The sequence below is a fragment of the Arthrobacter sp. RT-1 genome, assembly GCF_003367205.1.
GTDB lineage: Bacteria > Actinomycetota > Actinomycetes > Actinomycetales > Micrococcaceae > Arthrobacter.
Map to the genome: position 1 here is coordinate 46285 of NZ_QRGQ01000001.1, position 21718 is coordinate 68002.

Sequence of the window (21718 nt, forward strand, 5' to 3'; positions counted from 1 at the left end):
GCACCAACCGCTCTGGCCTGCCTGCAGGGAACCCTGCCTTGCCTGGGACTTAGTTGCTGAGGTAGCCGTTCGGGTCCAGGACATACTTTGTAGCGGCTCCGGCATCGAATTCCGCATACCCCTGCGGAGCATCCTCGAGCTTGATGGCCGTGGCGTTGACCGCCTTGGCGATCTGGATCCTGTCATGCAGGATCGCCATCATCAGCTGCCGGTTGTACTTCATGACCGGGCACTGGCCGGTCGCGAAGGACAGGGATTTTGCCCAGCCGGTGCCAAGGGACAGGGACAGGCTGCCCTTCTGGGCCGCCTCGTCCACGGCACCCGGATCCCCGGTGACGTACAGGCCGGGAATGCCGACGGAGCCGCCGGCGGCGGTGAGGTCCATCAGCGAATTGAGCACGGTGGCCGGTGCCTCCTGGGCCCCGGCGCCGTGTCCGTGACCGCGGGCCTCGAAACCTACTGCGTCGATGCCGGCATCGACTTCCCGGACGCCGAGCAGCTGCTCAATTTGGTCAGCCGGGTCACCGTTGGCCACGTTGACGGTTTCGCAGCCAAAGGAACGCGCCTGGGCCAGGCGATCCTCATTGAGATCCCCCACGATGACCACCGCGGCCCCCAGCAGTTGGGCACTTGCCGCCGCGGCAAGCCCCACTGGACCGGCGCCGGCAACGTAAACGGTGGACCCGACGCCGACACCTGCCGTGACAGCCCCGTGGAAACCGGTGGGGAGGATGTCCGAGAGCATGGTCAGGTCCATGATCTTCTCCAGGGCCTGATCGCGGTCCGGGAACTTCAGAAGGTTCCAGTCTGCGTACGGGACCAGGACGTATTCGGCCTGGCCGCCGACCCATCCGCCCATGTCAACGTAGCCGTAGGCGGACCCGGGACGGTCCGGGTTCACGTTCAGGCAGATCCCGGTCTTGCGCTCCTTGCAGTTGCGGCAGCGCCCGCAGGAGATGTTGAAGGGGACAGAAACGATGTCCCCGACCTTGATGAACTCGACGTCGGGCCCGGTCTCGATGACTTCCCCGGTAATCTCGTGCCCCAGGACGAGGCCGGCCGGGGCGGTGGTGCGGCCACGAACCATGTGCTGGTCGGAGCCACAGATGTTGGTGCTCACGGTGCGCAGTATGACGCCGTGGGGGACCTTCCGGCCGACATTGACGGGATTAACGCCAGGGCCGGCCTGCAGTTCGAAGGTGGGATACGGAGTGTCGATGATTTCCACGATTCCCGGTTCCTTGTACGCAACGGCTTTGTTACCTGACAATGGATGGCTCCTATGGGTTGTGTATCGAACCCTCACGTGATTCTGCTTGCAGCAGACTGTCCGTGAGGTAGTTTGTCGTCGGTTTTGGTGAAGGAAGTTCCTAGCGAAGCTGGAACCGGCTAGGCGTCGATTACCATGTCAGTCTTCGCGGTGGAGCAGCAGGGCAGGAACTTGCCTGCAGCGATTTCCCGTGCCCGGATGCCGCCCTGGTGGTTCATCTCAACGTCCCCGGAAAGCTTGACGACCTTGCAGGAGCCGCACATGCCTTCCTTGCAGTTCGCGCCGATTCTGACACCGGCCCGTTGTGCCGCCTCGAGGATGTGCTCGGCGGGGTCGATGCGTACGTTAATGCCGGTGCGCATGAAGGACAGGGTGAGGCTTCCCGTTCCGACTGTGTCGAAGCTGGAGGCATCTGGGGTCGCGGCCTCGGGCCGCGCGTCGGGAGAAGGCGTGTCCGGGTCCACGGTTTCCAGCGGCAGCCCCGTGGCCTTCAGGGTTCCCTCGGCGTCGTAGCCGGGCTCGTAGAGCCCGAACGCGGCGGGCTGGCTTTCATAGTAGTCCTCGGCGGAATCGGCGATTTCCTCGGCGATTTCCTCCGCAATATCTACTGCAAGCGCGAGCTCCGCCTGGTATTCGAGGAGCGTCTGGCGGTCTCCAGAGAAGAATTCCATGTAGATGGAGGTGTCGTCGACGCCCACCTTTTGCAGGAGCTCGGTGGCAGTATTCAGGTAGCCTTCCGGGCCGCAGGCATAGACCTGGCGGCCGTTGGCATCGGGGGCCACCTCGTCGAGCATGGCCGCCGTCAGCCTTCCACTGAGCCCTTCCCAGCCCTCGGGTTTGCTGCGGTCACCCAGGGAGTAGAAGACCTTGATCCGCGAGTCCACGGAGGCGATGTAGGCCAGCTCCTTGTGGAAGGCAAAGCCTCCGGCCTCCGCTCCGTGGTAAAGGACCACGACGTCGGCCTGTCCGGGCAGGGAGTGAATGGTCCGCACCATCGACATGATGGGAGTGATACCTGCGCCGGCTGCCAGCAGGAGGTACCGTGCCCGCCGGTCGGCGTCGGGCAGGTGGAATGCCCCGACCGGTCCCAGCATCTCGAGGACGGTGCCGGGTTTGACGTTCTCGTGCACCCATGGTGAGACCAGTCCCGTGGGATCACATTTGACGGTGATGTCGAAGGTCCACGGTTGGGTGGGTGAACTGGACAGCGAGTAGCTGCGGTCCGCCGGGTCCTGGTCCTCGCCGTTTACGGGAAATGCGACGTTCACGTACTGGCCCGGACGGAACGCCAGCGGCGCACCGTCGCAGCGGCGGAATACGAAGGTCATCATGCCGCCGGCCTCGGGCACGGTCTCGACACATTCGGCCATGAACTCCTGCGGATGCCAGGGGCCCAAGGCGCGGGCGGCACTGGCGGGTCCTTCGGTGCTGCCCATGACCCTGTTCCACGGCATCTCAAGACCGCGGATGCGCTGTGGTTCCTGGGTTGCCGTCTCAGTGAGGAGTTCAATCATGCCAAGTGCTCCTGCACGCGCTGCACGTACCAGTTGATGAAGGCCTCCACCTGGTACTCGCTCTTCATGTAAGGGCCGGGCTCGTAGGCGGGGCTTCCGGCGCCCGTCTGGCACAGCTCCACGAACGCCTTGTCCTGCAGATTGGTCTGCTTCCAGGTGTAGGTGAGTTTGTCCAGGTCGTAGTCGACGCCTTCCTCGGCGTCGTCAGCTACCAGCCAAGTGGTGCGCACGAGGGTCTGGTGTTCGTTGATGGGGAAGACGCCGAAGGTGATGACGTGGTCTCCCAGGAAGTGGAACCAGCTGTTGGGCTGCAGGTGCATCGAGCAGCGGCCAAGGCGGAAGTCCCGCAAGTCACCGAGCAGCTTCTTGGAAAGCCGGCGCCCGTCGGGCGAGAACGATTCCCCTTCGCCGTCCAGCGATTCCCGTGAGATGCGGATTCCTGCGATGCGCGTGTCAAGCTCCTCGACCACCTCGTAGGGGAGGCCATAGCGGCGGCAACGCTCCTCGAGCGAGGACTGTGCTTCCTTGTTGCGGTCCCACACTTCCTCGAGATGGGCCGGGATCAGGCCCTCCGTCAGGCCCCAGGTGGGAAAGAGGGAACAGGCGAGCTCGGGGTGGCCGTCGCAGTGGTAGCACTCACGGTTGTTCTCCATGACGAGCTTCCAGTTGCCTTCCTCAACGATGTTCTGCTGGTAGGCGATTTTCGTCTTCGACAGATCGTGGGGAGCAAGGTAAGGCTCGAAGATCTTAGAAGTTTCGTCAAAGTCGGCCGGCGGCTCGTCCGCAATGCAGACGAAGATGAGTCCGGCAACCTCGCGGCTGTGGGCGCGCTTGAGGCCGAAGCAGCTCTTGTCGAATTTCGTTTCCCCGGGTGCCGAGGCGTGGATCAGATTGCCCTCGGGGGAGTACGTCCAGGAGTGGTAGCCGCAGACCAGGTTTCCTGTTGACCCCGCAGTCTCGGTCAGGACGCGGGCGCCGCGGTGGCGGCATACGTTGTGCAGGACGTTCACGCCGCCGTCGTCGTTGCGCAGCACGATCAGGGAGTAGGGACCATAGTCGACGGTGACGTAGTCGCCCGGCTCCGGGAGTTCGGCAATGCTGGCGGCAAAAATCCAGTGCTGGCCAAAAATGGCTTCCATGTCGATTTTGAAAATCGTGGAATCGGTGTAGAAGGGTGCATCGAGGGAATACCCTGCGCGCCGGAAAGCGAACAACTCGGTGATTTCCGCCAGCTGCTCAGCAGGCAATGATGAGGCGAGTTTTCCGCGTGAATTGAGGGGCAGGTGCACTGGAGCAGTCATGGGTTTCCTCCCGGGAGGCGTGGGTACTTGTGAGATCTGTCGAGACCGCGGATGCGTGGTGCAACCGTTGCCAAAAGTCGTTGTTCCACGAGATTAGGGCTGACTGGGCTGCAATAAAAGCGCAAGATTCCGGAGATAACAGTGCACAATGGGTGCATGATCGATCCACGCCTCACAACACTTCGGGTGTTTGCCCGATGCGGCACTGTCGGCGCCACCGCAGAGCTCTTGGGTTACTCTCCTTCCGCCGTCTCCGCACAACTGCGGGAGCTCCAGCGCGTCCTTGGAATGCAGCTGCTGACGAAGGACGGCCGGGGTGTGCGGCTGACCGCCACGGGCCGCTTTCTGGTGAAGGGCTCGGACGCCCTTGTTGCTGAATGGGAGAGCCTGCGGGCTGCTGCCATGGAGGCAGGCGACCAGGTGCAGTCCCGTTTTGGCCTCGGCGGATTCTCGACGGCGGCCGCCCAGTTACTCGCGCCCTTGGCCGCTGCCTTGCGCTCAACACGCCCCCTGCTGGAGGTGCAGGTTCTGGAAGCCGACCCGGACCGCTGTTTCGACTTGTTGGTTGCCGAGCGAATCGATCTCGCGGTCATCGTTGCCATGCAGTCCCACACCTATGTTGAGGACGATCCCCGCTTCGAGCAGACCGTTCTGCTTGATGACCCCCTGGACGTGATCATTCCCTCCGACCATCCGCTGGCATCGCGGGAAACGGTGACGCTCGAAGAGCTGGCGTCTGAACCCTGGATCACCGAGGCAGCCGGATCCACCTACCATTCCCTGTTCACCGCGGCGTTCACGGCAGTCGGGGTGACGCCCCGTATTGCCCATGAGGCCGTTGAATGGGAAACCCAGATCGCCTTCGTTGGTGCCGGGCTGGGCGTAGGCCTGCTGCCGCGGCTGGCGCCCCTGCGCAGCGCCGAAAACGTGGTTCGACTGCGCATTACAGGCAAGGGGAAGCCTGCGCGCCGGATTGTCGCTGCGGTGCGCAGCGGCAGCATCGCATCGCCCCTGATCCAGGAATCGCTCGGCATTCTTCAGGACAGGGCCCATCGGATCCTCACGGCACGGCCCGAAGACGATCACTGAAGCAGCACGGTCACGGTTAGTTGCTGACGGGCAGGCAGGTCCACCCGCAATAAAGGCGGGACGTTGAGGGGCAGCTCAGAGTCCCTCAAACAGGTCGGTCAGCAGCGGACTGTTCGGCAGCCTGGCCGGCCACGCGATGATCGAAGACTCCCGGGAAACGATTCTGGCCCACCGGCGCTCGTTCACGCCGGGGTCGACAATGACATGTCGCTGGGATTTGTGCTCCAAAAGGCCCGCGACGATCCGGTGCGCCACCGTACTCGTGTCCACGTCAATGTCGATCCACTCATCCGGAACCGGGCGCAGATGGTACTCACGGGCAGGGTCCCAAGGCTCCAGGCCCTGTTGTTGCCGCCTCTGGTTCCAGCGTTCAAAGGTGGACGCGCGCAGGGCGCCGTGAACGAGCCGTTTCAATCCAGGGCCCGGAACCTGGCGTGCCCGTGTGAAGGCTTCGTCCGTGGCCCTGCCTATTGCGATGTGGTCGCGGTGCCCTGTGATCCCGTCGGGCCCGAAAGTCGCCACTACCTGCGGGCGCTCCTGGAGCAGGATGGCCAGGATCCTCCTAACCAGCTCCTCGAAATCCACTTCCGGGACGTGCCCGTCGTCGTAGTCCAGCCATTCGTGCCGGTCCGGAATGGTGCCGTGGGCCCGCCAGGCATTGACGCTTTCCTTTCGCCGCCAAGTGCCCAGCTCCTGCGGCGTAGTGGGGACGCCCTCTGCGATCTGCCCGGCCCCGCCGTCGGTCGCAAGGACCAGGCAGAACCGGAACCCGGGGTCGTTCTCGTGCAGGGCAATGGAGCCCGCGCAACCATAGGCATCATCGTCGGGATGCGCAACCACAACGGCCAGTGAACGGGCTTCGTCCATAGGACAGAGGCTAAACCCCGCGGATCCAGAAATACAGACTGCCAAGATGTGCTCGACGACGACCTGCCGCCTTACCAACGGAAGGCGTTGCTCTTATATCTTTTTTCAGCTATTGATATATGAGTCCTATACTAGGGCTGCATCTGCGAAAGATGGATCGTCAACTCAATGAGGAGTGGAACAGCATGCAGCAACTCGCGCACCGGCTCGAACGTCTGGGCACCGAAACTGCCTTCAGCGTCGCCCAAGCCGCGGCCGCCTGGAAGGCGAAGGGTAATCCCGTGTTCCCCTTCCATCTTGGGGACATCAACATCCCCACGGCCCCGCATATCGTTGAAGCAATGAACCGGGCCATCGCCGACGGCCATACGGGTTACTGCCCCGGCCCCGGCATCCCGCAGCTTCGCGAAGCCCTCGCCGAGGATATTGGCGCCCGCCGGGGAATCCAGTTCTCACCCGACAACGTCGTGGTGATGACGGGCGGCAAACCCGTCATCACCAAGTTCCTGCAGGCGGTCATGAACCCCGGCCAGGAAGTGCTCTATCCCAACCCCGGCTTTCCGATCTACGAATCGCAAATCGAATACCTCGGCGGCACGGCCGTGCCGTACCGCTACGTGCCCACAAGCCAGGGCTTCGCCATCGACCTCGACCAGGTGCGTGCATCGATCACCCCGAACACTGTCGCAATCATCTACAACGACCTGCAGAACCCCATCTCGGCCGAGTCGACGAGTGCGGAGCGGGAGGCAATCGCGCAGCTCGCGCAGGAGCACGACCTCTGGGTCCTCTCCGATGAGGCGTACTTCGAGACGCGCTATGAGGGTGTCTCGAGCTCCATCGCGTCGCTTCCCGGCATGGCCGAGCGCACCGTGATCCTCTACACCTTCAGCAAGAAGTTCGCCATGACCGGATCCCGCCTGGGCTGCGCCGTCGCCCCGATCCAGATTGCCAAAATCCTCAGCACACTCAACACCAACGACGAGTCGTGCACCACGCACTACGTGCAATGGGCCGGCATCGAAGCGCTCCGGGGCACCCAGGAGCCTGTACGGGAGATGCTCGACATCCTGCGAGGGCGCAGGGATGCCGCCTGCGAACTCGTGAACGACATTACCGGCGTGCATGTCGCTGTCCCGCAGTCCACGTTCTACCTGTTCCCTGACGTTACCGACGCCATGCAGCGCATGGGTTACACGGCAGTGGGCGATTTCGCCTCAGCAGCCCTGTACGAGACCGGCGTCTCCTTCTGCACCCGCGAGCACTTCGGCCGCCGCCAGCCCGGTGAAGAGCGGCAGTACATCCGGCTCGCCTACTCGGGCATTGACGTCGCCGATATCCGCGACGGCCTCGGACGCCTCCGCAAGTGGATCGAGACCGCATGAGCCGGGTGGTCGTTACGGGACGTGTACCCGAAACCGCACTCGAGAAGCTGCGCGCAGAGCACGACGTCGATGCCTGGTCCGGCCCGGAGTCCATTGGCCGCGAGGAGCTCCTGCGCCGGGTAGCCGGGGCCGATGCCGTGCTGAGCCTGCTCACCGAACGCATCGACGCTGAGCTGCTGGACGCTGCGGGCCCGCAGCTCAAAGTGGTCGCGAACGTCGCCGTCGGTTATGACAACATCGACGTGCCGGCCTGCACCGCACGGGGCATCGTGGCCACCAACACGCCGGGCGTGCTCACGGAGGCCACCGCCGACATCGCGTTTGGCCTCATCCTCTCGGCAACGCGTCGGCTGGGCGAGGGGGAACGGCTCATCCGCTCCGGCCAGGCCTGGAAGTGGGGCATGTTCTTCCTGCTCGGCAGCAGCCTGCAAGGCAAGACCCTCGGCATCGTCGGGATGGGCGGCATCGGCCAGGCCACCGCACGCCGTGCCAAGGCCTTCGGCATGGAGATCGTCTACCAGTCGCGCAGTGAGATCGATCCAAGGGTGGCAGCCGAGCTGGGCGCCCGGCGGCTCGAACTCGATGAGTTGCTGGCTACCTCGGACATCGTCTCGCTGCACTGCCCCTACGGGCCTGCCACCCATCACCTGATCGGCGCGGGGCAATTTGCGGCGATGAAGGATTCGGCATACCTCATCAATACGGCGCGGGGCCCGATTGTCGATGAAGCAGCACTCGTCGCTGCCCTTCGCGACGGGCAGATTGCAGGCGCCGGGCTCGACGTTTTCGAAAAAGAGCCCAGCGTGCACCCAGGATTGCTCGAGCTCGACAATGTGGTGCTCGTGCCGCACCTGGGCTCCGCCACTGTGGAGACGCGAACCGCAATGGCCATGCTTGCCGCCGACAATGCCCTCGCCGTGCTCTCAGGTGAACGGCCGCCTGCACCTATCGCCTAGGACAAACCAGCTGCCCCGAGCGACACAACAACGCGGCCAAGTAAGGCCCCTGTCCATTGGACGGCGGCAGCAATGACCGGGCATCACATCTTAGAGAGAAGAAATAGTGACACGTATTGGCATTGTGGCCGAGTTGGGCCGCGAAACACGGGTGGCGGCGACGCCTGTCACCGTGAAGCAGTTGTTGGGGTTGGGCTACGAGGTTGTGGTCGAGAAAGGTGCGGGGGAGTCGGCATCCTTCCGTGATGAGGCTTACGCCGAAGCGGGTGCCCTGGTTGTGGGTGCTGATGAGGCGTGGGGCAGCGAGGTGGTGTTGCGGATCAATCCGCCTACTGAGGATGAGATCACCCGTCTCACCGAGGGTGCCACGCTGATCGGGTCGTTGAGCCCTGGATTGCGGCCTGAGCTGGTGGAGGCGCTGGCTTCGCGTCCGATCACGGCGCTGGCGTTGGATGCGGTGCCGCGGATCTCCCGGGCCCAGTCGATGGACGTGCTCAGCTCGATGGCAAACATTGCCGGGTACCGTGCCGTGATCGAGGCGGCGCACGAGTTCGGCCGGTTCTTCACGGGACAGGTGACCGCGGCGGGCAAGGTCCCGCCCGCGAAGGTGCTGGTTGCCGGGGCCGGTGTCGCCGGGTTGGCGGCGATCGGCGCTGCGTCCAGCCTGGGCGCTATTGTCCGGGCGACTGATCCGCGGCCGGAGGTTGCCGACCAGGTGAAATCCATCGGCGGTACCTATCTTAAGGTCGAGGTCGCGGAAGAGATGAAGTCCACGGACGGGTACGCGAAGGCCACGTCTGAGGCGTATAACGCCAGGGCTGCGGAAATTTACTCGGAGCAGGCAGCGGATGTGGACATCATCATCACCACTGCCCTGATCCCGGGGCGTCCGGCACCGAAGCTGCTCACCGCCGAGGATGTGGCAAGCATGAAGGCCGGCAGCGTGATCGTGGACATGGCAGCGGGCCAGGGCGGAAACGTCGAAGGCTCCGTCGCCGGGGAACGGATCGTGACGGACAACGGGGTGGTGATCCTGGGCTACACGGATCTGCCGGCCCGTTTGCCGGCCCAGGCGTCCCAGCTGTACGGGACGAACATGGTGAATCTGCTCAAGCTCCTGACCCCGGACAAGGACGGTCAGCTTCGGATCGATTTCGACGACGTGGTGCAGCGTTCGGTGACGGTGGTGCGTGAGGGTGAGAAGACGTGGCCGCCGCCCCCGGTCCAGGTCTCCGCCGCACCGGCGGCCAAGACCCAGGCTGATGTTGCCGAAAGCACGGCGCCGAAGAAGAAACAGGGCCTCAGCAACGCCGGTAAAGCCGGGCTCTTTGCCGCGGGGATCGCGGTGCTGTTCGGGATCAATGCGGTGGCTCCGGCGCCGCTGCCGCAGCACTTCACGGTCCTCATGCTCTCGATCGTGGTCGGGTTCTATGTGATCGGGAAAGTCCACCACGCCCTGCACACGCCGCTGATGTCCGTGACGAACGCGATCTCCGGGATCATCGTCGTCGGGGCCCTGCTGCAGGTCACTTCCGAGAACCTCGTGATGCAGGTCCTCGCCGCCGTCGCGGTGCTGCTGGCCAGCATTAACATTTTCGGCGGGTTCGCTGTCACCCGGCGCATGCTCGCGATGTTCTCCGCCGGAAAGGTCCGTTCATGAGCGCCGTCCCCGAAACAGCAGCAGGATTTATCTCAAGGAGCTTTACCGTGTCTGACACTGTCTCCGGTCCGTTGACGGCCGACTCCATCGCGGGGGCGGCCTACATCGTCGCGGCCCTGCTGTTTATCCTCAGCCTCGCCGGGCTGAGCAAGCACGAGAAAGCCCGCGCCGGGGTCGCCTACGGCATCACCGGCATGGTCATCGCCCTCGCCGCCACGATCTGGCTGACCCTGCAGGACGCCTGGGGCACGGGCCACGCCCTGACCGGCCTGGGCCTGCTGGTCGCCGCGGTCGCCGTCGGCGGTGCGATCGGGCTCTGGCGCGCCCGGGTGGTCGAGATGACCGGCATGCCCGAACTGATCGCCCTGCTGCACAGCTTCGTGGGCCTCGCGGCGGTCCTGGTGGGCTGGAACGGCCATCTCGAAGCTCCCGCGTTGTCTTCTGAGCTGATGGCGATCCACCATGCCGAGGTGTTCATCGGCGTGTTCATCGGCGCGGTGACCTTCACCGGCTCGATCGTGGCGTTCCTGAAACTCTCAGCCCGGATGAAGTCCTCACCCCTGATGCTGCCGGGTAAAAACGGGATCAACCTCGGGGCGCTGGCCGCGTTCATTGCCCTGACCGTCTGGTACGTCAACGATTCCCAGCTCTGGCTGCTCATCGTCGTCACCGTCCTGGCCCTGGGGCTGGGCTGGCACCTGGTGGCCTCCATCGGCGGCGGCGACATGCCCGTGGTCGTGTCCATGCTCAACAGCTACTCCGGCTGGGCCGCCGCCGCGGCCGGCTTCCTGCTCAACAACGACCTGCTCATCATCACCGGCGCCCTGGTCGGCTCCTCCGGCGCCTACCTGTCCTACATCATGTGCAAGGCCATGAACCGGTCCTTCATCTCCGTGATCGCCGGCGGGTTCGGCATCGCCGCCCCCGCCAGCAAAGGGGACACGGACCAGGGCGAGCACCGCGAAATCACGGCCGAGGCCACAGCGGAAATGCTCACCAACGCCTCGTCCGTCGTGATCACCCCCGGCTACGGCATGGCCGTTGCCCAGGCCCAGTACCCTGTGGCTGAACTGGCCCACCAGCTCCGTGAGAAGGGTGTGAACGTCCGGTTCGGGATCCACCCGGTCGCCGGGCGCCTGCCCGGACACATGAACGTCCTCCTTGCCGAAGCCAAAGTCCCCTACGACATCGTCCTGGAAATGGACGAAATCAACGACGACCTCGGCGACACCTCCGTGGTCCTGGTCATCGGCGCGAACGACACCGTCAACCCCGCCGCCGCCGAAGACCCAGGCAGCCCCATCGCCGGCATGCCCGTCCTCAAAGTCTGGGAAGCCGAAAACGTTGTGGTGTTCAAACGCTCCATGGCCGCCGGCTACGCAGGAGTCCAAAACCCGCTGTTCTTCCGCGACAACTCCCAAATGCTCTTCGGCGACGCCAAACAGCGAGTCGAAGACATCCTCCGGGCGTTCTGATTACGAGACGAGAGACCATGACCCTGTCCCGAATATTTCGTAACTGCACTCCCAGCATGGCGACGCGGCTCAGTAAACCGGAGCCAATCATCAACACCGAACAAGCACAAGCACCAGCGCAGCTTGTCAGTTTCATCGACGAATTCCATGCATCAGCGTGGGTAGGACTCCACCACAGACACGAGTTTTTGCTCCATTACAAGCACGAGCTTTTGGAGCACCAGCATCCAGTGGCCGGTGGGCGTTGGTGACCTGACAGGTCACACGTAGGAGCAACTGGCTGCCCGAGCGATGCAACAAAAACGAGTACGAGCCCCGTCCCGGAGGGACAGGGCTCGTACCCGTTTAAGTAGCGGGGCCGGCGGCGGCTGGGGGAGGTGCACGTGGTCTCAGCCGTACACCTTCGCCGCCGGCTCCGCTGTCAACAGTACGGATGCGACCCGAGGGTTACCCGGGTAACGGGTACCCGATTCCCGTGGAAGCCTTACTTGCCCGAGCCTGCCGGGACCGTGCCCGGACTAATGCGTCGACTTGATTTCGTGGATGGTCAGGTCACGGAAAGTGGCGGCTCCTTCGTGGGCGTACAGGCGGATCCCGCTGTCGCCTTCAAGAGGGAAGACCCGGTGCGAGTGCACCACCCGTCCGTCTCCGACGAACATCTCCACGCTCGTGCGGTCCACGAGGATGCGGATGGTGAGCCTTCCCGTCGAGGGGTCAATCGGCGTCCGGGTTTCACCGCCGGTTGGGTTGATAGTTGGGCGCCTGTTCACGTAAACGAAGGGACCCCGCAGGAATGCGCCGGCGGCGACATGCCGGCCGCCGCCCGGTGCACGGCATACTTCCAGCCCCACGTTGGCAGGCGGGGAAGCGGGGTCCCACATCAGCTCGCAGGTAAGGTCGTAAGCGGCTGTGCGAACGTCGAGGTCCCGGGTGCCCCGTACAACGACGTCGCCCAGGAGATGGGTGCGCTTCACATGGTTTTGCAGCGCCGCCGTGGGGGCGGAAACGAGGTGGTACACACCGTTCGTGTGTTTGAGGCGGACGTCGCGCACGATCATGTCATCGCCGTTGTAGCCGTCGGTCTCGAGGGTGGGTGTGTTGTGGGGGTAGTCCCAGAAGTTGGCCCACCCGATCGCCCGGCGGAGGGTCTGATCTTCCGCACCCGAGGCGTCGTGATGCGGATATGTAACTGCTCCATAAAAGTCGTAGCCATAGTCGAGCCATTCGGGCTCGGGATGATCAGGCGTGAAAGACGTGCCGTCGAAGGTGCCTGTCCAGTACGCGTAGGTGGCGGGCAGGCCGCGGCCTTTGCCGTTGGCGCTCGTGCCGAGGATCCAATGCGGGCTGCCGTCGTCGGCGGTCATTTGGAAGATATCAGGACATTCCAGCAGCCCAAGATCGGTACGCACGAATTCGCCGATGCGCTCCCAGGACCGCAGGTCGGCCGATGTGTAGAAGCCGAGCTTTTGCCCTTCCGCGTTCATCATGAACCATCGCCCGCGGTCAGCGTCCCAGATCACTTTGGGATCGCGGAAGTCATGCACTCCGGGGTTCGGCAACACGGGGGCTGTACCCGCGGGCTGGAACGAGCGTCCCCGGTCGGTTGAGTACCAGAGGTACTGAGCCTGGCGGCCATTCGGCGCCTGCGTGACGAGGGCTATTACCGCACCCTCGCCATACCCGGCGGTATTCCGCTCGTCGACCACAAGGGATCCTGACCAGCAGTCGCCGTTGCCGTCGCTGAATTTGGGGATCGCGACGCCGCGGTCGGTGAATGCCACGTGATCCGTGGTGGTGGCGCGGCGCCACGACGTGCCTCCGCCGCCCTGCAGGTAGTCGGCGTTGTACAGGTAGTAGTAGTGGTATTCCCCGTCCAGGTAGATGGGGCGCTGGGGGTCGTTCTTCCAGTTGTCGGGGACGCTGAAGTGATAGGTCGGGCGCATCCGGCGTGATCCTTTTGACAGTGAGCCTTTTGATCCGGGGTCAGGCGTCTTCGCCGGCGCGGCTGCAGCGGGTTCGGCGAAGGAGGCTGAAAGTGCAAGCGATCCGCTGAGTGCAGCCACCCCGCTTCCGCTAAGGATTGCACGGCGGGAGACCGGGGGTGGCAGTTCAGTCATGCGGTTGCCGTTTCTTGAACGTTCGACGGCGGGACGTTGGGTTGGGCCGGTTCGCCCGTCAGGGCGTGGCCGTCGGCACCAGCCCAGGGCCGGTAGAGGTGGCAGCGCACCCAGTGGCGGTTTGCAGGGTCACCAACCTGATGGCGCACGGGTTCCTCGGCCGAACAGGGCTGGTTCGTGTCGCCGTCGTAAGCGCACGTGGTTGAAGCCATGACCGCTTGCCGCAGTTCGGCGCGGCGGACGGGATCGTATGAGCCTGCCCGCGCGGGATCCGGGACAGCCGACACCAGGAGTTGCGTGTAGGGGTGCGCGGGGTTTGCCAGCAGGTCCACGGACTCGCCCTCCTCAACAACTTCACCGGCGAACATCACGGCCGTCCGGTCCGCCAGGTAGCGGGCGGACGCGAGGTCGTGGGTGATGTAGAGCATCGAGATGCCCTGCTCGTCGCGGAGCTTGCGCATCAGGTTCAGCACGCCGATGCGGACGGACACATCCAGCATCGAGGTGGGCTCGTCAGCCAGGATGACTTGTGGTTCGACGGCGAGGGCCCGGGCAATCGCAACGCGTTGGCGCTGGCCGCCGGAGAGCTCGTGCGGGTACGAGTTCAGCATGTCAGCCTGCAGGCCAACAGTGGTCATGAGGTCTTCGAGACGCCGCCGGGTCTCGTCCTCGGTGCCGCCACTTTTCCCGTGGATCGCCAGCGAACGCCGCAGGAAATGCTCGATCCTGTGGGCAGGGTTCAACGAACCGAAGGGGTCCTGGAAGACCATCTGCAGCTGGGACCGAAACGCACGAGACGCCTGGAAACGATCGCGTTTGAGGATGTCGACGCCGTCGATCAGGATCGCGCCGGAGTTCGGCTTCTCGAGCCGGGCCACACAGCGGGCCAGCGTGCTCTTGCCGGAACCGGACTCGCCAACAAGCGCCACGATTTCGCCGCGGTCCAGGGTCAGGTCGACACCGTGCAGGGCGCGGACCGACGAGCGGGTGAACAGTCCTCCGATGGGGAAGGACTTGCCGAGGCCACGGATTTCAAGGGCGGGTGTGCTGGTGGTGGACCCAGCCGCCGGGAACGTCAGGGAGTGGCTCATCGTGCGGCTCCTTCCAGGTTTGCGGAATCAATGACTGAAGCGTCGGCACCAAACGGGGCCACGAAATGGCCGGGCGCAGCCTCGCCCAGGTCCGGGATGTTCCGGAACTTCACGCCGTCGGGCAGTCCCGTCAGCGGAACCCGCGGGCCGGTGAGCGGCGGGAACGCACCCATCAGCGCCTGCGTGTAGGGGTGAAGGGGGTTGGCGTAGACGTCCTGGGCTTTCGCGGTCTCCACGATCCTGCCGCCGTACATCACGGCCATGCGGTGGGAAAGTTCCACCATGAGTGACATGTCGTGCGTGATGAACAGGACTGAGAATCCAAGCTCGCGCTGGAGGTCCTTGATCTGCGCCATGATCTCCTGCTGCACCACCACGTCCAGCGCGGTGGTGGGTTCGTCGAGGATCAACAGCGACGGCTTGAGTGCCACGGCCATCGCTATGACAGCGCGTTGACGCATGCCGCCCGAGAGTTGGTGCGGGTAGGACTTGAGGCGCGCGGGGTCTATCCTCACGAGTTCCAGCAGTTCAGCGGCGCGCCGCAGGGATTCCTTGCGGGAGTAACCGGCGTGGGTAGTAAAGATGTCCACGATCTGTTCGCCGATGGTCAGCACCGGGTTGAGCGAGTTCATGGCCGACTGGAAGACCATGGCCACGTCCTGCCAGCGGAAGCGCCGCAGCTCCTCCGGGCTCATGGCCAGGACGTCCTTGCCGCCGAAGGAAATGCTGCCGCCTGCGATCTTCGCAGGATCCTTCAGGAGCCGCATGATCGAATTGGCGATGGTTGACTTCCCGCAGCCGGATTCCCCTGCGAGACCGAACACCTCACCGGTGCCGATGCTGAAGGAAACACGGTCCACGGCGGTGGTGGAGCGGGTGTCGCCGATGTACTTGACGGTGAGGTCCTTGACGTCCAGGACAGGTTCGTGGGAGCCGAAGGACACTTGGGAGATGGTCATTTGGCGGCGCTCCTTTCGGTGTCTTTCGGGGTTTTGATCTTCCGCAGCCGCGGGTTGGTGACCTCGTCCACGGCGTAGTTGATGAGGGCAAGGGCGAAGGCGACCAGCGCGATGCAGACGCCCGAGGGAACGAACACCCACCAGCTGCCGGTCAGCAGGGCGCCTTCGTTGCCTGCCCAGAAGAGGTTGTTGCCCCACGAGACCGTGCTGGCATCGCCCAGGCCCAGGAACTCCAGGCCTGCTTGGGCACCGATGCCATAGATGACGCAGGCCAGCAGCGTGCCCATCACGATCGAGGCCATGTTGGGCAGGATTTCGCGGAACATGATCCGGCCGGCCCGTTCACCGGACACCACGGCCGCGGCCACAAAGTCCTTCGAGCGGATGGACAGGGCCTGCGAGCGCAGGACGCGCGCTGAGCCTGCCCACCCGGTGACCACCAGGACGAGAATCACTGTGCCCAGTCCCGGAGGGAGGAACGCGGCCAGGATGACCAGCAGCGGCAGGCCGGGAAGGAGCAGGAAGACGTTGGTTACCAGGGACAGCGCTTCGTCGATGAACTTGCCGAAGTACGCCGAGGCAAGTCCCACCAGGATGCCGACGAAGGTGGACGCGAAGCCCACGGTGAGCCCCACGAACAGCGAACTCCGGGAGCCGTGGACCGTCAGCGCGAGCACGTCCTGACCCTTGGCTGTAGTTCCCAGCCAGTGCTCGGCCGATGGTTCCATGGATGCCATGGCGGTGATCCGCGACGGGTCTCCGGGGAAGAGTACCGGTGCCAGCAGGGCCAGTGCGATGAAGACGAGCATCACGGCCATGCCTGTGAGGGCTTTTTTGTTGGTGAGGATGCCGTGGACGAAGCTGCGGTTGGGCTTGCGGGCCGCCGGGGTTTTGGCGGCCGTTGTGCCGGGTTGCTTCAGGATTGCGGTTGTCATGATCGCTCCCTCTAGTTACTGCGCACGCGCGGGTCGAGGCGGACGTAGAGGATGTCCACCAGGAAGTTGGCCAGCAGCACGGCGGCGGTGATTGTCAGGAACAGGCCCTGCATGAGCGGGTAGTCGAGGCCCTGGACGGCGTTGAGGAGCTGGTAGCCGACGCCGGGGTAGGCGAACACCACCTCGGTGAGCAGCGCGCCGCCCACCACGAATCCCAGCCCCATGCCGAAGCTTGTGACGGACGGGAGCATGGCGTTGCGGGCTGCGTAGCGGAGCATGATGCGGCCCGGGCGGAGTCCCTTGGCCTCGGCCATGGTGATGTAGTCCTCGGAGTTGGTGGCGATCATGGTGTTCCGCATGCCCAGCATCCAGCCCCCGATGGAGACCAGCACGATGGTCAATGCCGGAAGCACCAGGTGGGCGCCGACGTCGCCAATGAACTCCCACGTGAACCCTGGCTCCAGGCCGGCAGTGAAGGCGTGCCGGATGGGGAACCAGTTCAGGACCACCCCGAACAGGTACAGTGCACCCATCGCGAGCCAGAAGTAGGGGAACGAGCCGATGAACACGAGCAGCGGCGGAAGCGCGGAGTCGACCGCGCCGCCGCGGCGCCAGGCTGCAAGGACACCCAGCAGGTTACCCACGACGGCGGCAATCACCAGGGCGGTTCCGCCGAGCAGGAGGGTCCACCCGATCTGGGACGAGATGACTTCGGTGACCGGGGTGGGGAACCGGGAGATGGAAACGCCCATTTGCCCTGTGAAGATGTTGGTCATGTAGCCGATGTACTGCTCCCAGAGGGGCCGGTCATCGACACCCAGCAGCTTTCGCAGGGCCTCAATCTGTTCGGGCTGCATTCTGTCCTGGGAGCGGGCGAACATACGGGAGACGGGGTCTCCCGGCATGAAGCGGGGGAGCAGGAAATTCAGGGTGATGGATGCCCAGAAGGCAATCAAGTAGAAACCCAGGCGGCGCAGGATGAAGCGCACGGTTTCCCTCCATTCGGGAAATACGGAAAGTTTGGGGGCTGGCCGCCGGATGATCCGGCGGCCAGCTAATGCGGGCGGCATGGGCCCACGCCGCCCGGGTTCCCTGGCCGAAGCGAAGCGAGGCCAGGGAGGCGGTGGGGTGTTATTTGCGCGGTTCCAGCGTGGTCAGCACCAGCACCGTAGAAGGTGAGCGGACTGAAAGGGTTGCGTAAGGGTTGTCCTCAGTGGGCCAGCCGGTGAAGCGGGTGTCATTGAACGCGCCCCACTCCGGACCGGAGAACAGCGGCACCAGCGGTGCGGAGTCGTCGTATTCTTCCTGCAGCTTGTTGGCGATGTCCTTCTGTTTGGACTCGTCGGCCTCGGCAGCGAACTCCGCCAGCAGGGCGTCGGCGGTGGTGTCGCCGAAGCGGTGGTAGTTGTCGAACGTCTTGGTGCCCACGGGCTTGACCGTCGCAGTGCCCATGGCGGCGTTGAAGTACTTGTACGGGCTGGGATCGTTGGCGCTCCAGACGATGCCGGAGTCGAAGTCGCCCGTCTCGTAGCCGGCAACCACGGCAGCCCAGTCCGGTGACTCCACCTTTGCCGTGACGCCGACTTCTGCCAGGTTCTGCGCAATCACATTGGCCACGGACAGCCAGTCGGAAGAAGACGCTCCCACAGAGATCTTGAATTCGAACGGCTTGCCGTCCTTGAGCGTCCGCTTGCCGTCGGCACCCTTCGGGTAGCCCGCCTTGTCCAGCAGCTCATTGGCCTTCTGGACGTCCAGCTTGGTCCAGGTGCAGTTCTCCTTGACCTCGTTGTTCTTCCAGGTCTCGTAGTTACCGGACAATCCGGTGCAGTCTGCAGGCTCGGCGTAACCGCCCATGCCGATCGTGGTGACCTGCTCCCGGTCCACGGCCATGCTCAGGGCCTTACGGACATCAACATCGTTGAAGGGGGCCTTGGTGGTGTTGAGCTGCCAGTTGATCATGGCGCCGGTGGCCGGGAACCAGTAGTGGCGGTGTTCCTTGTCCTTGGAAACGAACGTCTTTTCGATGTTCGGGATGTACTGCGGGGCCCAGTCCACGTCGCCGTTCGCGGCGGCGAGGTTGGCGCCGTCGTTCCCTGCAAAAGCGAGCATCTTGATACCGGCAATCTTCTGCTTGTCCGGCTGCCAGTAGTTGGGGTTCTTCTTGAGCACAAACGACTGGGCCTGGAAACTGTCAACCTCGGTGTAAGGGCCTGTGCCGACGGGCTTGGCATTGGCGTCCTTCTCCGGATCGGCAAGGGCGGACCATACGTGCTTGGGCAGGATGGTGAGGTGCCCGACGTCGTAGAGGGCCGGCGACCAGGGCTTGTTGAAGGTGAACGTGACCTTATTGCCTTCGGCGCTCACGGTGTCAAGGTACTCGAAGCCGCCCTTGATCTTTTTCTGGAGCTCGAAGGTGTAAGCGACGTCCTCGGCCACGAAGGGCTGGCCGTCGGACCACTTAACGCCGTCGCGCAGGGTGAAGGTGATCGACTTGCCGTCGTCGGCGGCCTTCCATTCAGTGGCCAGCCACGGCACAGTGTCACCCTTGGCCGGGTTGAAGATCAGCAGCGATTCGTAGATGGACTGCTGGACCATTGGGTTGACGGTGGGGGCGAACGGGTTGAAGTTCTGCACGAACGTGCCCATGTCCTCACGCGGAATGGTGAGGAAGGCGCTGGCGTTCGCCGCGGCATCGGTGCTGGCAGCCTTGTTGCCGCTGGCTGCACAGCCGGTCAGCAGCAGTGCGCCTGCCGCCAGGCCGGCCGCCGTGATGCGGGCAGCCCTCAGGAATCGGGGTTGTGTCATGATGGTTGTCTCTTTCCTATCTTCATCTGCAAGGTGAAGGGGTGGGGGAGGGGTTGCTCTTCGAAAGTGATTTCGCGGTCAGACCGAAGAGCGTTCTAGCAGCGGACAGCCGACTAATTGCTGGTCGGCAATTATCGGCTGTCCTGCTGTAAGGGCTGCGAGCGTCTGGACTCCCAGGGCGCCCATTTTTTCGAACGGCAACGCAACCGTGGTCAGCTTGGGCCTGAGGTAGGCCGCAATCAGTTCCTGGTTGTCGAAGCCGATCACGGCGATGTCTCCGGGGATGGTCAGGCCCCGTTCCTTGATGGCGTCGTAAGCGCCCATCGCCATGCGGTCGTTGAGGCAGAACAGCGCGCTTGGCCTGTCCTCCTGTGGGTAGCGGTCCAGGATGCGGCACGCGGCCTCGTACCCGCCGTCCGCCGTTGCGTATCCGGGCACCACGAGCTCGGGATCCAGCTCGAGTCCGGCTTCGGCGAGTGCTTCGCGTGCACCCGCCAAACGCCCGACTGCAGCTGGAATGACCGGGTCAAGGTTGATGACTCCGATCCGGGTGTGGCCCGCCTGGAGCAAACGTTCGACGGCGACGCGTCCGCCCGCACGCTCGTCGGGGACGATCGAGGGCAGCTTTCCATCCGCGTCGAAGCAGTTGATCAAGACGGTGGGTACTTCATTGGCGCTCTCCGGAACGTGGACGCCGCGGTGAAAAGTTGCTGCGTACAGAAGTCCTTCCACCCGCTGCTCCAGCAGCTTTTCGGTTGCGGCATCTTCCAGGCCCTGGTTGGGTCCCACGGCATCGGCCTGGTCGGAGGGCGCGATGAGCAGGAACTTGCGGTCGAGCCAGGCTTGGTCTTGTGCACCCTTGATGATGTCGACGGCGAATGGGGCCGTCACGATCTCGGTGACAATCCCGTACCAATCACTTCGCTGCGATGCCAGTGCCCGTGCTCCGGCATTCGGGCGGTAGCCCAACGCCTGAACAGCTTCGATGATCCGGGAGCGGGTTTCCTCGGAGATGCTGGCATTTTCGCGGTTGCTCAGCACGAACGAGACGGCAGTCCGGGAAACGCCGGCGTGCTTGGCCACATCATTCATGGTGACACCCCGCTGCCGCGCAGCCGCAGCATGATTTGAGGTGGTGGTCTTCGCCATTGAATGCTCCGGAGATCGTGGTGATGTTGCTTAAGAGTAACGCGCGTTACTAGTGCGTGTGATCGAGGTTACGCGCGTTACTCTCGCACTGTCAAGGGGAATTTTTCTTGGCTGTGGGGGTCAGCGCCGCACTGTCCCATGGCGCCGCGGGGAGGGCTGGTGCTACGGGCGGGACTGCAGCTGGGGCTGATGCTGGAGGCTGGCGCGAAGTTCATCTTCAGTTGGAAGCCGGGCGCCGGCCTGGGATACGGTGATCGCGGCCGCAGCGGCCGCCATGCATCCCAGCTGGTCAAGGACTGCAGGCGCCAGGCCCCCGGCACCGCGGGTGAGGAGTCCCAGGATCAGGGCCGCCATGTATGAGTCACCGGCGCCGATGGTGTCAACAACGGACGTCTTCACTGCAGGGACGGTAAGGGACGCGGCGGGTGTGGCGAGCAATGAACCTGATGGACCCGCGGTGATGACGGCCAGGTCCGCCCCCAGGCCCAGGATGTGCGTCGCGGTTTCCTCGAGGCCCTTTTCCGGGTACAGCCATCCGGCGTCCTCATCGCTGAGTTTGACGACGCCGGTGAGGTGCACCAGTTCCTCGAACGTGCGCCGTGCTTCGGCATGGGTTCCGAGCAGGGCTGGCCTGATGTTGGGGTCGTAGGTGATGATGCACTGGCTGCGGAGCTCCTGGAGGACGGCCTTGACTCCACCTGCGCCCGGTGGCAGGAAACTTGCGATCGAACCGGTGTGGAGGACCTTGGGTGGGGTGAGAGCAAGGTCCGGCGCTTTCACATCCCAGGTGATGTCGAAGGCGTAGCCCGCCGAGCCGTCGCCGGCGATGGTGGCGGTCGCCGTCGACGTTCTCTTCTGGGAGCGGGAGCCGGGCAAGAGCGCCACCCCGGCGCCGGTGAGGTGCTCCTCGAGAGCATCACCGCGGCGGTCAGCGCCCATGGAGGTGAGCAGCCCGGTACTGACTCCCAGCCGGGCCAGGCCGTAGGCGACATTCGCCGGCGACCCGCCGGGGTGTTCGTTGGTGCCCTCTGGCGTGGTGACGACGTCGATGAGGGCTTCCCCGATAACGACGACGTCCAGCACCTGCCGCGGAGGGTGCGGCTTGCCGTTGTTGTGCACGTCTGTTTTTCCTTGCTGTGGGTGCC

General features: G+C 64.2%; 17 protein-coding genes. 5 read left to right on the forward strand and 12 right to left on the reverse strand.

Going from position 1 to position 21718, the window contains the following annotated elements:
* Positions 1-49: 49 nt before the first annotated feature.
* The 3 genes from fdhA to DXK94_RS00235 form a co-directional block, all read right to left on the reverse strand.
* Positions 50-1270, reverse strand: a complete 1221-nt coding sequence (fdhA, locus tag DXK94_RS00225; RefSeq protein ID WP_079595940.1) for a formaldehyde dehydrogenase, glutathione-independent — start codon at positions 1268-1270, stop codon at positions 50-52.
* Positions 1271-1389: 119 nt separating this feature from the next.
* Positions 1390-2784 carry a ferredoxin reductase gene (locus DXK94_RS00230; protein WP_115523324.1) on the reverse strand — a complete coding sequence of 465 codons (1395 nt, stop codon included), beginning with the start codon at positions 2782-2784 and terminating at the stop codon, positions 1390-1392.
* Positions 2781-4085 carry an SRPBCC family protein gene (locus tag DXK94_RS00235; RefSeq protein WP_079595942.1) on the reverse strand — a complete coding sequence of 435 codons (1305 nt, stop codon included), beginning with the start codon at positions 4083-4085 and terminating at the stop codon, positions 2781-2783. Before DXK94_RS00235 ends, DXK94_RS00230 begins: the two co-directional genes overlap by 4 nt.
* Before the next feature lie 156 nt (positions 4086-4241).
* Between DXK94_RS00235 and DXK94_RS00240 the strand changes: the two genes are divergently transcribed.
* Positions 4242-5174 (forward strand): LysR family transcriptional regulator, encoded by a 933-nt coding sequence (locus DXK94_RS00240; protein ID WP_115523325.1) that lies wholly within the window; start codon positions 4242-4244, stop codon positions 5172-5174.
* A gap of 75 nt (positions 5175-5249) precedes the next feature.
* Here DXK94_RS00240 and DXK94_RS00245 read toward each other — a convergent pair whose 3' ends face one another.
* Entirely contained in the window at positions 5250-6041 is a 792-nt protein-coding gene (locus tag DXK94_RS00245) for a PIG-L deacetylase family protein (protein ID WP_115523326.1), read from the reverse strand.
* 185 nt (positions 6042-6226) lie between these two features.
* Between DXK94_RS00245 and DXK94_RS00250 the strand changes: the two genes are divergently transcribed.
* The 4 genes from DXK94_RS00250 to pntB all read left to right on the forward strand — a co-directional run bounded on the left by DXK94_RS00250 (position 6227) and on the right by pntB (position 11517).
* The gene (locus DXK94_RS00250; protein ID WP_115523327.1) at positions 6227-7426 is read left to right on the forward strand and encodes a pyridoxal phosphate-dependent aminotransferase; all 1200 of its coding nucleotides are present in this window, start codon (positions 6227-6229) and stop codon (positions 7424-7426) included.
* On the forward strand, positions 7423-8382 hold the full coding sequence (locus tag DXK94_RS00255; RefSeq protein WP_115523328.1) for a D-glycerate dehydrogenase: 960 nt from the start codon (positions 7423-7425) through the stop codon (positions 8380-8382). Before DXK94_RS00250 ends, DXK94_RS00255 begins: the two co-directional genes overlap by 4 nt.
* Positions 8383-8488: 106 nt before the next feature.
* Positions 8489-10042 carry a Re/Si-specific NAD(P)(+) transhydrogenase subunit alpha gene (locus DXK94_RS00260; protein ID WP_115523329.1) on the forward strand — a complete coding sequence of 518 codons (1554 nt, stop codon included), beginning with the start codon at positions 8489-8491 and terminating at the stop codon, positions 10040-10042.
* A complete protein-coding gene (pntB, locus tag DXK94_RS00265; protein WP_258868377.1) occupies positions 10039-11517 on the forward strand; it encodes a Re/Si-specific NAD(P)(+) transhydrogenase subunit beta in 1479 nt (492 codons plus the stop codon). The genes DXK94_RS00260 and pntB overlap by 4 nt, the downstream gene beginning before the upstream one ends.
* A gap of 518 nt (positions 11518-12035) precedes the next feature.
* Here pntB and DXK94_RS00270 read toward each other — a convergent pair.
* From DXK94_RS00270 to DXK94_RS00305, 8 genes are all read right to left on the reverse strand, one after another.
* Positions 12036-13460 carry a glycoside hydrolase family 32 protein gene (locus tag DXK94_RS00270; RefSeq protein ID WP_115523331.1) on the reverse strand — a complete coding sequence of 475 codons (1425 nt, stop codon included), beginning with the start codon at positions 13458-13460 and terminating at the stop codon, positions 12036-12038.
* A gap of 170 nt (positions 13461-13630) precedes the next feature.
* Positions 13631-14725, reverse strand: coding sequence for an ABC transporter ATP-binding protein (locus tag DXK94_RS00275; RefSeq protein ID WP_115523332.1), 1095 nt, complete (start codon positions 14723-14725; stop codon positions 13631-13633).
* Positions 14722-15684, reverse strand: a complete 963-nt coding sequence (locus tag DXK94_RS00280) for an ABC transporter ATP-binding protein (RefSeq protein WP_115523333.1) — start codon at positions 15682-15684, stop codon at positions 14722-14724. The genes DXK94_RS00275 and DXK94_RS00280 overlap by 4 nt, the downstream gene beginning before the upstream one ends.
* Positions 15681-16619: an ABC transporter permease gene (locus tag DXK94_RS00285; protein WP_079595952.1), complete on the reverse strand. Its 939-nt coding sequence runs from the start codon at positions 16617-16619 to the stop codon at positions 15681-15683. Before DXK94_RS00285 ends, DXK94_RS00280 begins: the two co-directional genes overlap by 4 nt.
* An 11-nt stretch (positions 16620-16630) precedes the next feature.
* A complete protein-coding gene (locus tag DXK94_RS00290; RefSeq protein WP_079595953.1) occupies positions 16631-17608 on the reverse strand; it encodes an ABC transporter permease in 978 nt (325 codons plus the stop codon).
* 142 nt (positions 17609-17750) lie between these two features.
* On the reverse strand, positions 17751-19424 hold the full coding sequence (locus DXK94_RS00295) for an ABC transporter substrate-binding protein (RefSeq protein WP_115523334.1): 1674 nt from the start codon (positions 19422-19424) through the stop codon (positions 17751-17753).
* 78 nt (positions 19425-19502) lie between these two features.
* Positions 19503-20573 carry a LacI family DNA-binding transcriptional regulator gene (locus DXK94_RS00300; protein ID WP_079595955.1) on the reverse strand — a complete coding sequence of 357 codons (1071 nt, stop codon included), beginning with the start codon at positions 20571-20573 and terminating at the stop codon, positions 19503-19505.
* Positions 20574-20735: 162 nt separating this feature from the next.
* Positions 20736-21692, reverse strand: a complete 957-nt coding sequence (locus DXK94_RS00305; RefSeq protein ID WP_115523335.1) for a carbohydrate kinase — start codon at positions 21690-21692, stop codon at positions 20736-20738.
* Positions 21693-21718 lie beyond the last annotated feature (26 nt).

Bases quoted from the DNA above. Each gene is read 5' to 3' on its own strand.
- DXK94_RS00300 (WP_079595955.1), bottom strand. From the start codon at position 20,573: ATGGCGAAGACCACCACCTCAAATCATGCTGCGGCTGCGCGGCAGCGG.
- DXK94_RS00295 (WP_115523334.1), bottom strand. From the start codon at position 19,424: ATGACACAACCCCGATTCCTGAGGGCTGCCCGCATCACGGCGGCCGGC.
- DXK94_RS00275 (WP_115523332.1), bottom strand. From the start codon at position 14,725: ATGAGCCACTCCCTGACGTTCCCGGCGGCTGGGTCCACCACCAGCACA.
- pntB (WP_258868377.1), top strand. From the start codon at position 10,039: ATGAGCGCCGTCCCCGAAACAGCAGCAGGATTTATCTCAAGGAGCTTT.
- DXK94_RS00245 (WP_115523326.1), bottom strand. From the start codon at position 6,041: ATGGACGAAGCCCGTTCACTGGCCGTTGTGGTTGCGCATCCCGACGAT.
- DXK94_RS00280 (WP_115523333.1), bottom strand. From the start codon at position 15,684: ATGACCATCTCCCAAGTGTCCTTCGGCTCCCACGAACCTGTCCTGGAC.
- DXK94_RS00235 (WP_079595942.1), bottom strand. From the start codon at position 4,085: ATGACTGCTCCAGTGCACCTGCCCCTCAATTCACGCGGAAAACTCGCC.
- DXK94_RS00255 (WP_115523328.1), top strand. From the start codon at position 7,423: ATGAGCCGGGTGGTCGTTACGGGACGTGTACCCGAAACCGCACTCGAG.
- DXK94_RS00285 (WP_079595952.1), bottom strand. From the start codon at position 16,619: ATGACAACCGCAATCCTGAAGCAACCCGGCACAACGGCCGCCAAAACC.
- DXK94_RS00270 (WP_115523331.1), bottom strand. From the start codon at position 13,460: ATGCGCCCGACCTATCACTTCAGCGTCCCCGACAACTGGAAGAACGAC.
- DXK94_RS00230 (WP_115523324.1), bottom strand. From the start codon at position 2,784: ATGATTGAACTCCTCACTGAGACGGCAACCCAGGAACCACAGCGCATC.
- DXK94_RS00240 (WP_115523325.1), top strand. From the start codon at position 4,242: ATGATCGATCCACGCCTCACAACACTTCGGGTGTTTGCCCGATGCGGC.
- DXK94_RS00250 (WP_115523327.1), top strand. From the start codon at position 6,227: ATGCAGCAACTCGCGCACCGGCTCGAACGTCTGGGCACCGAAACTGCC.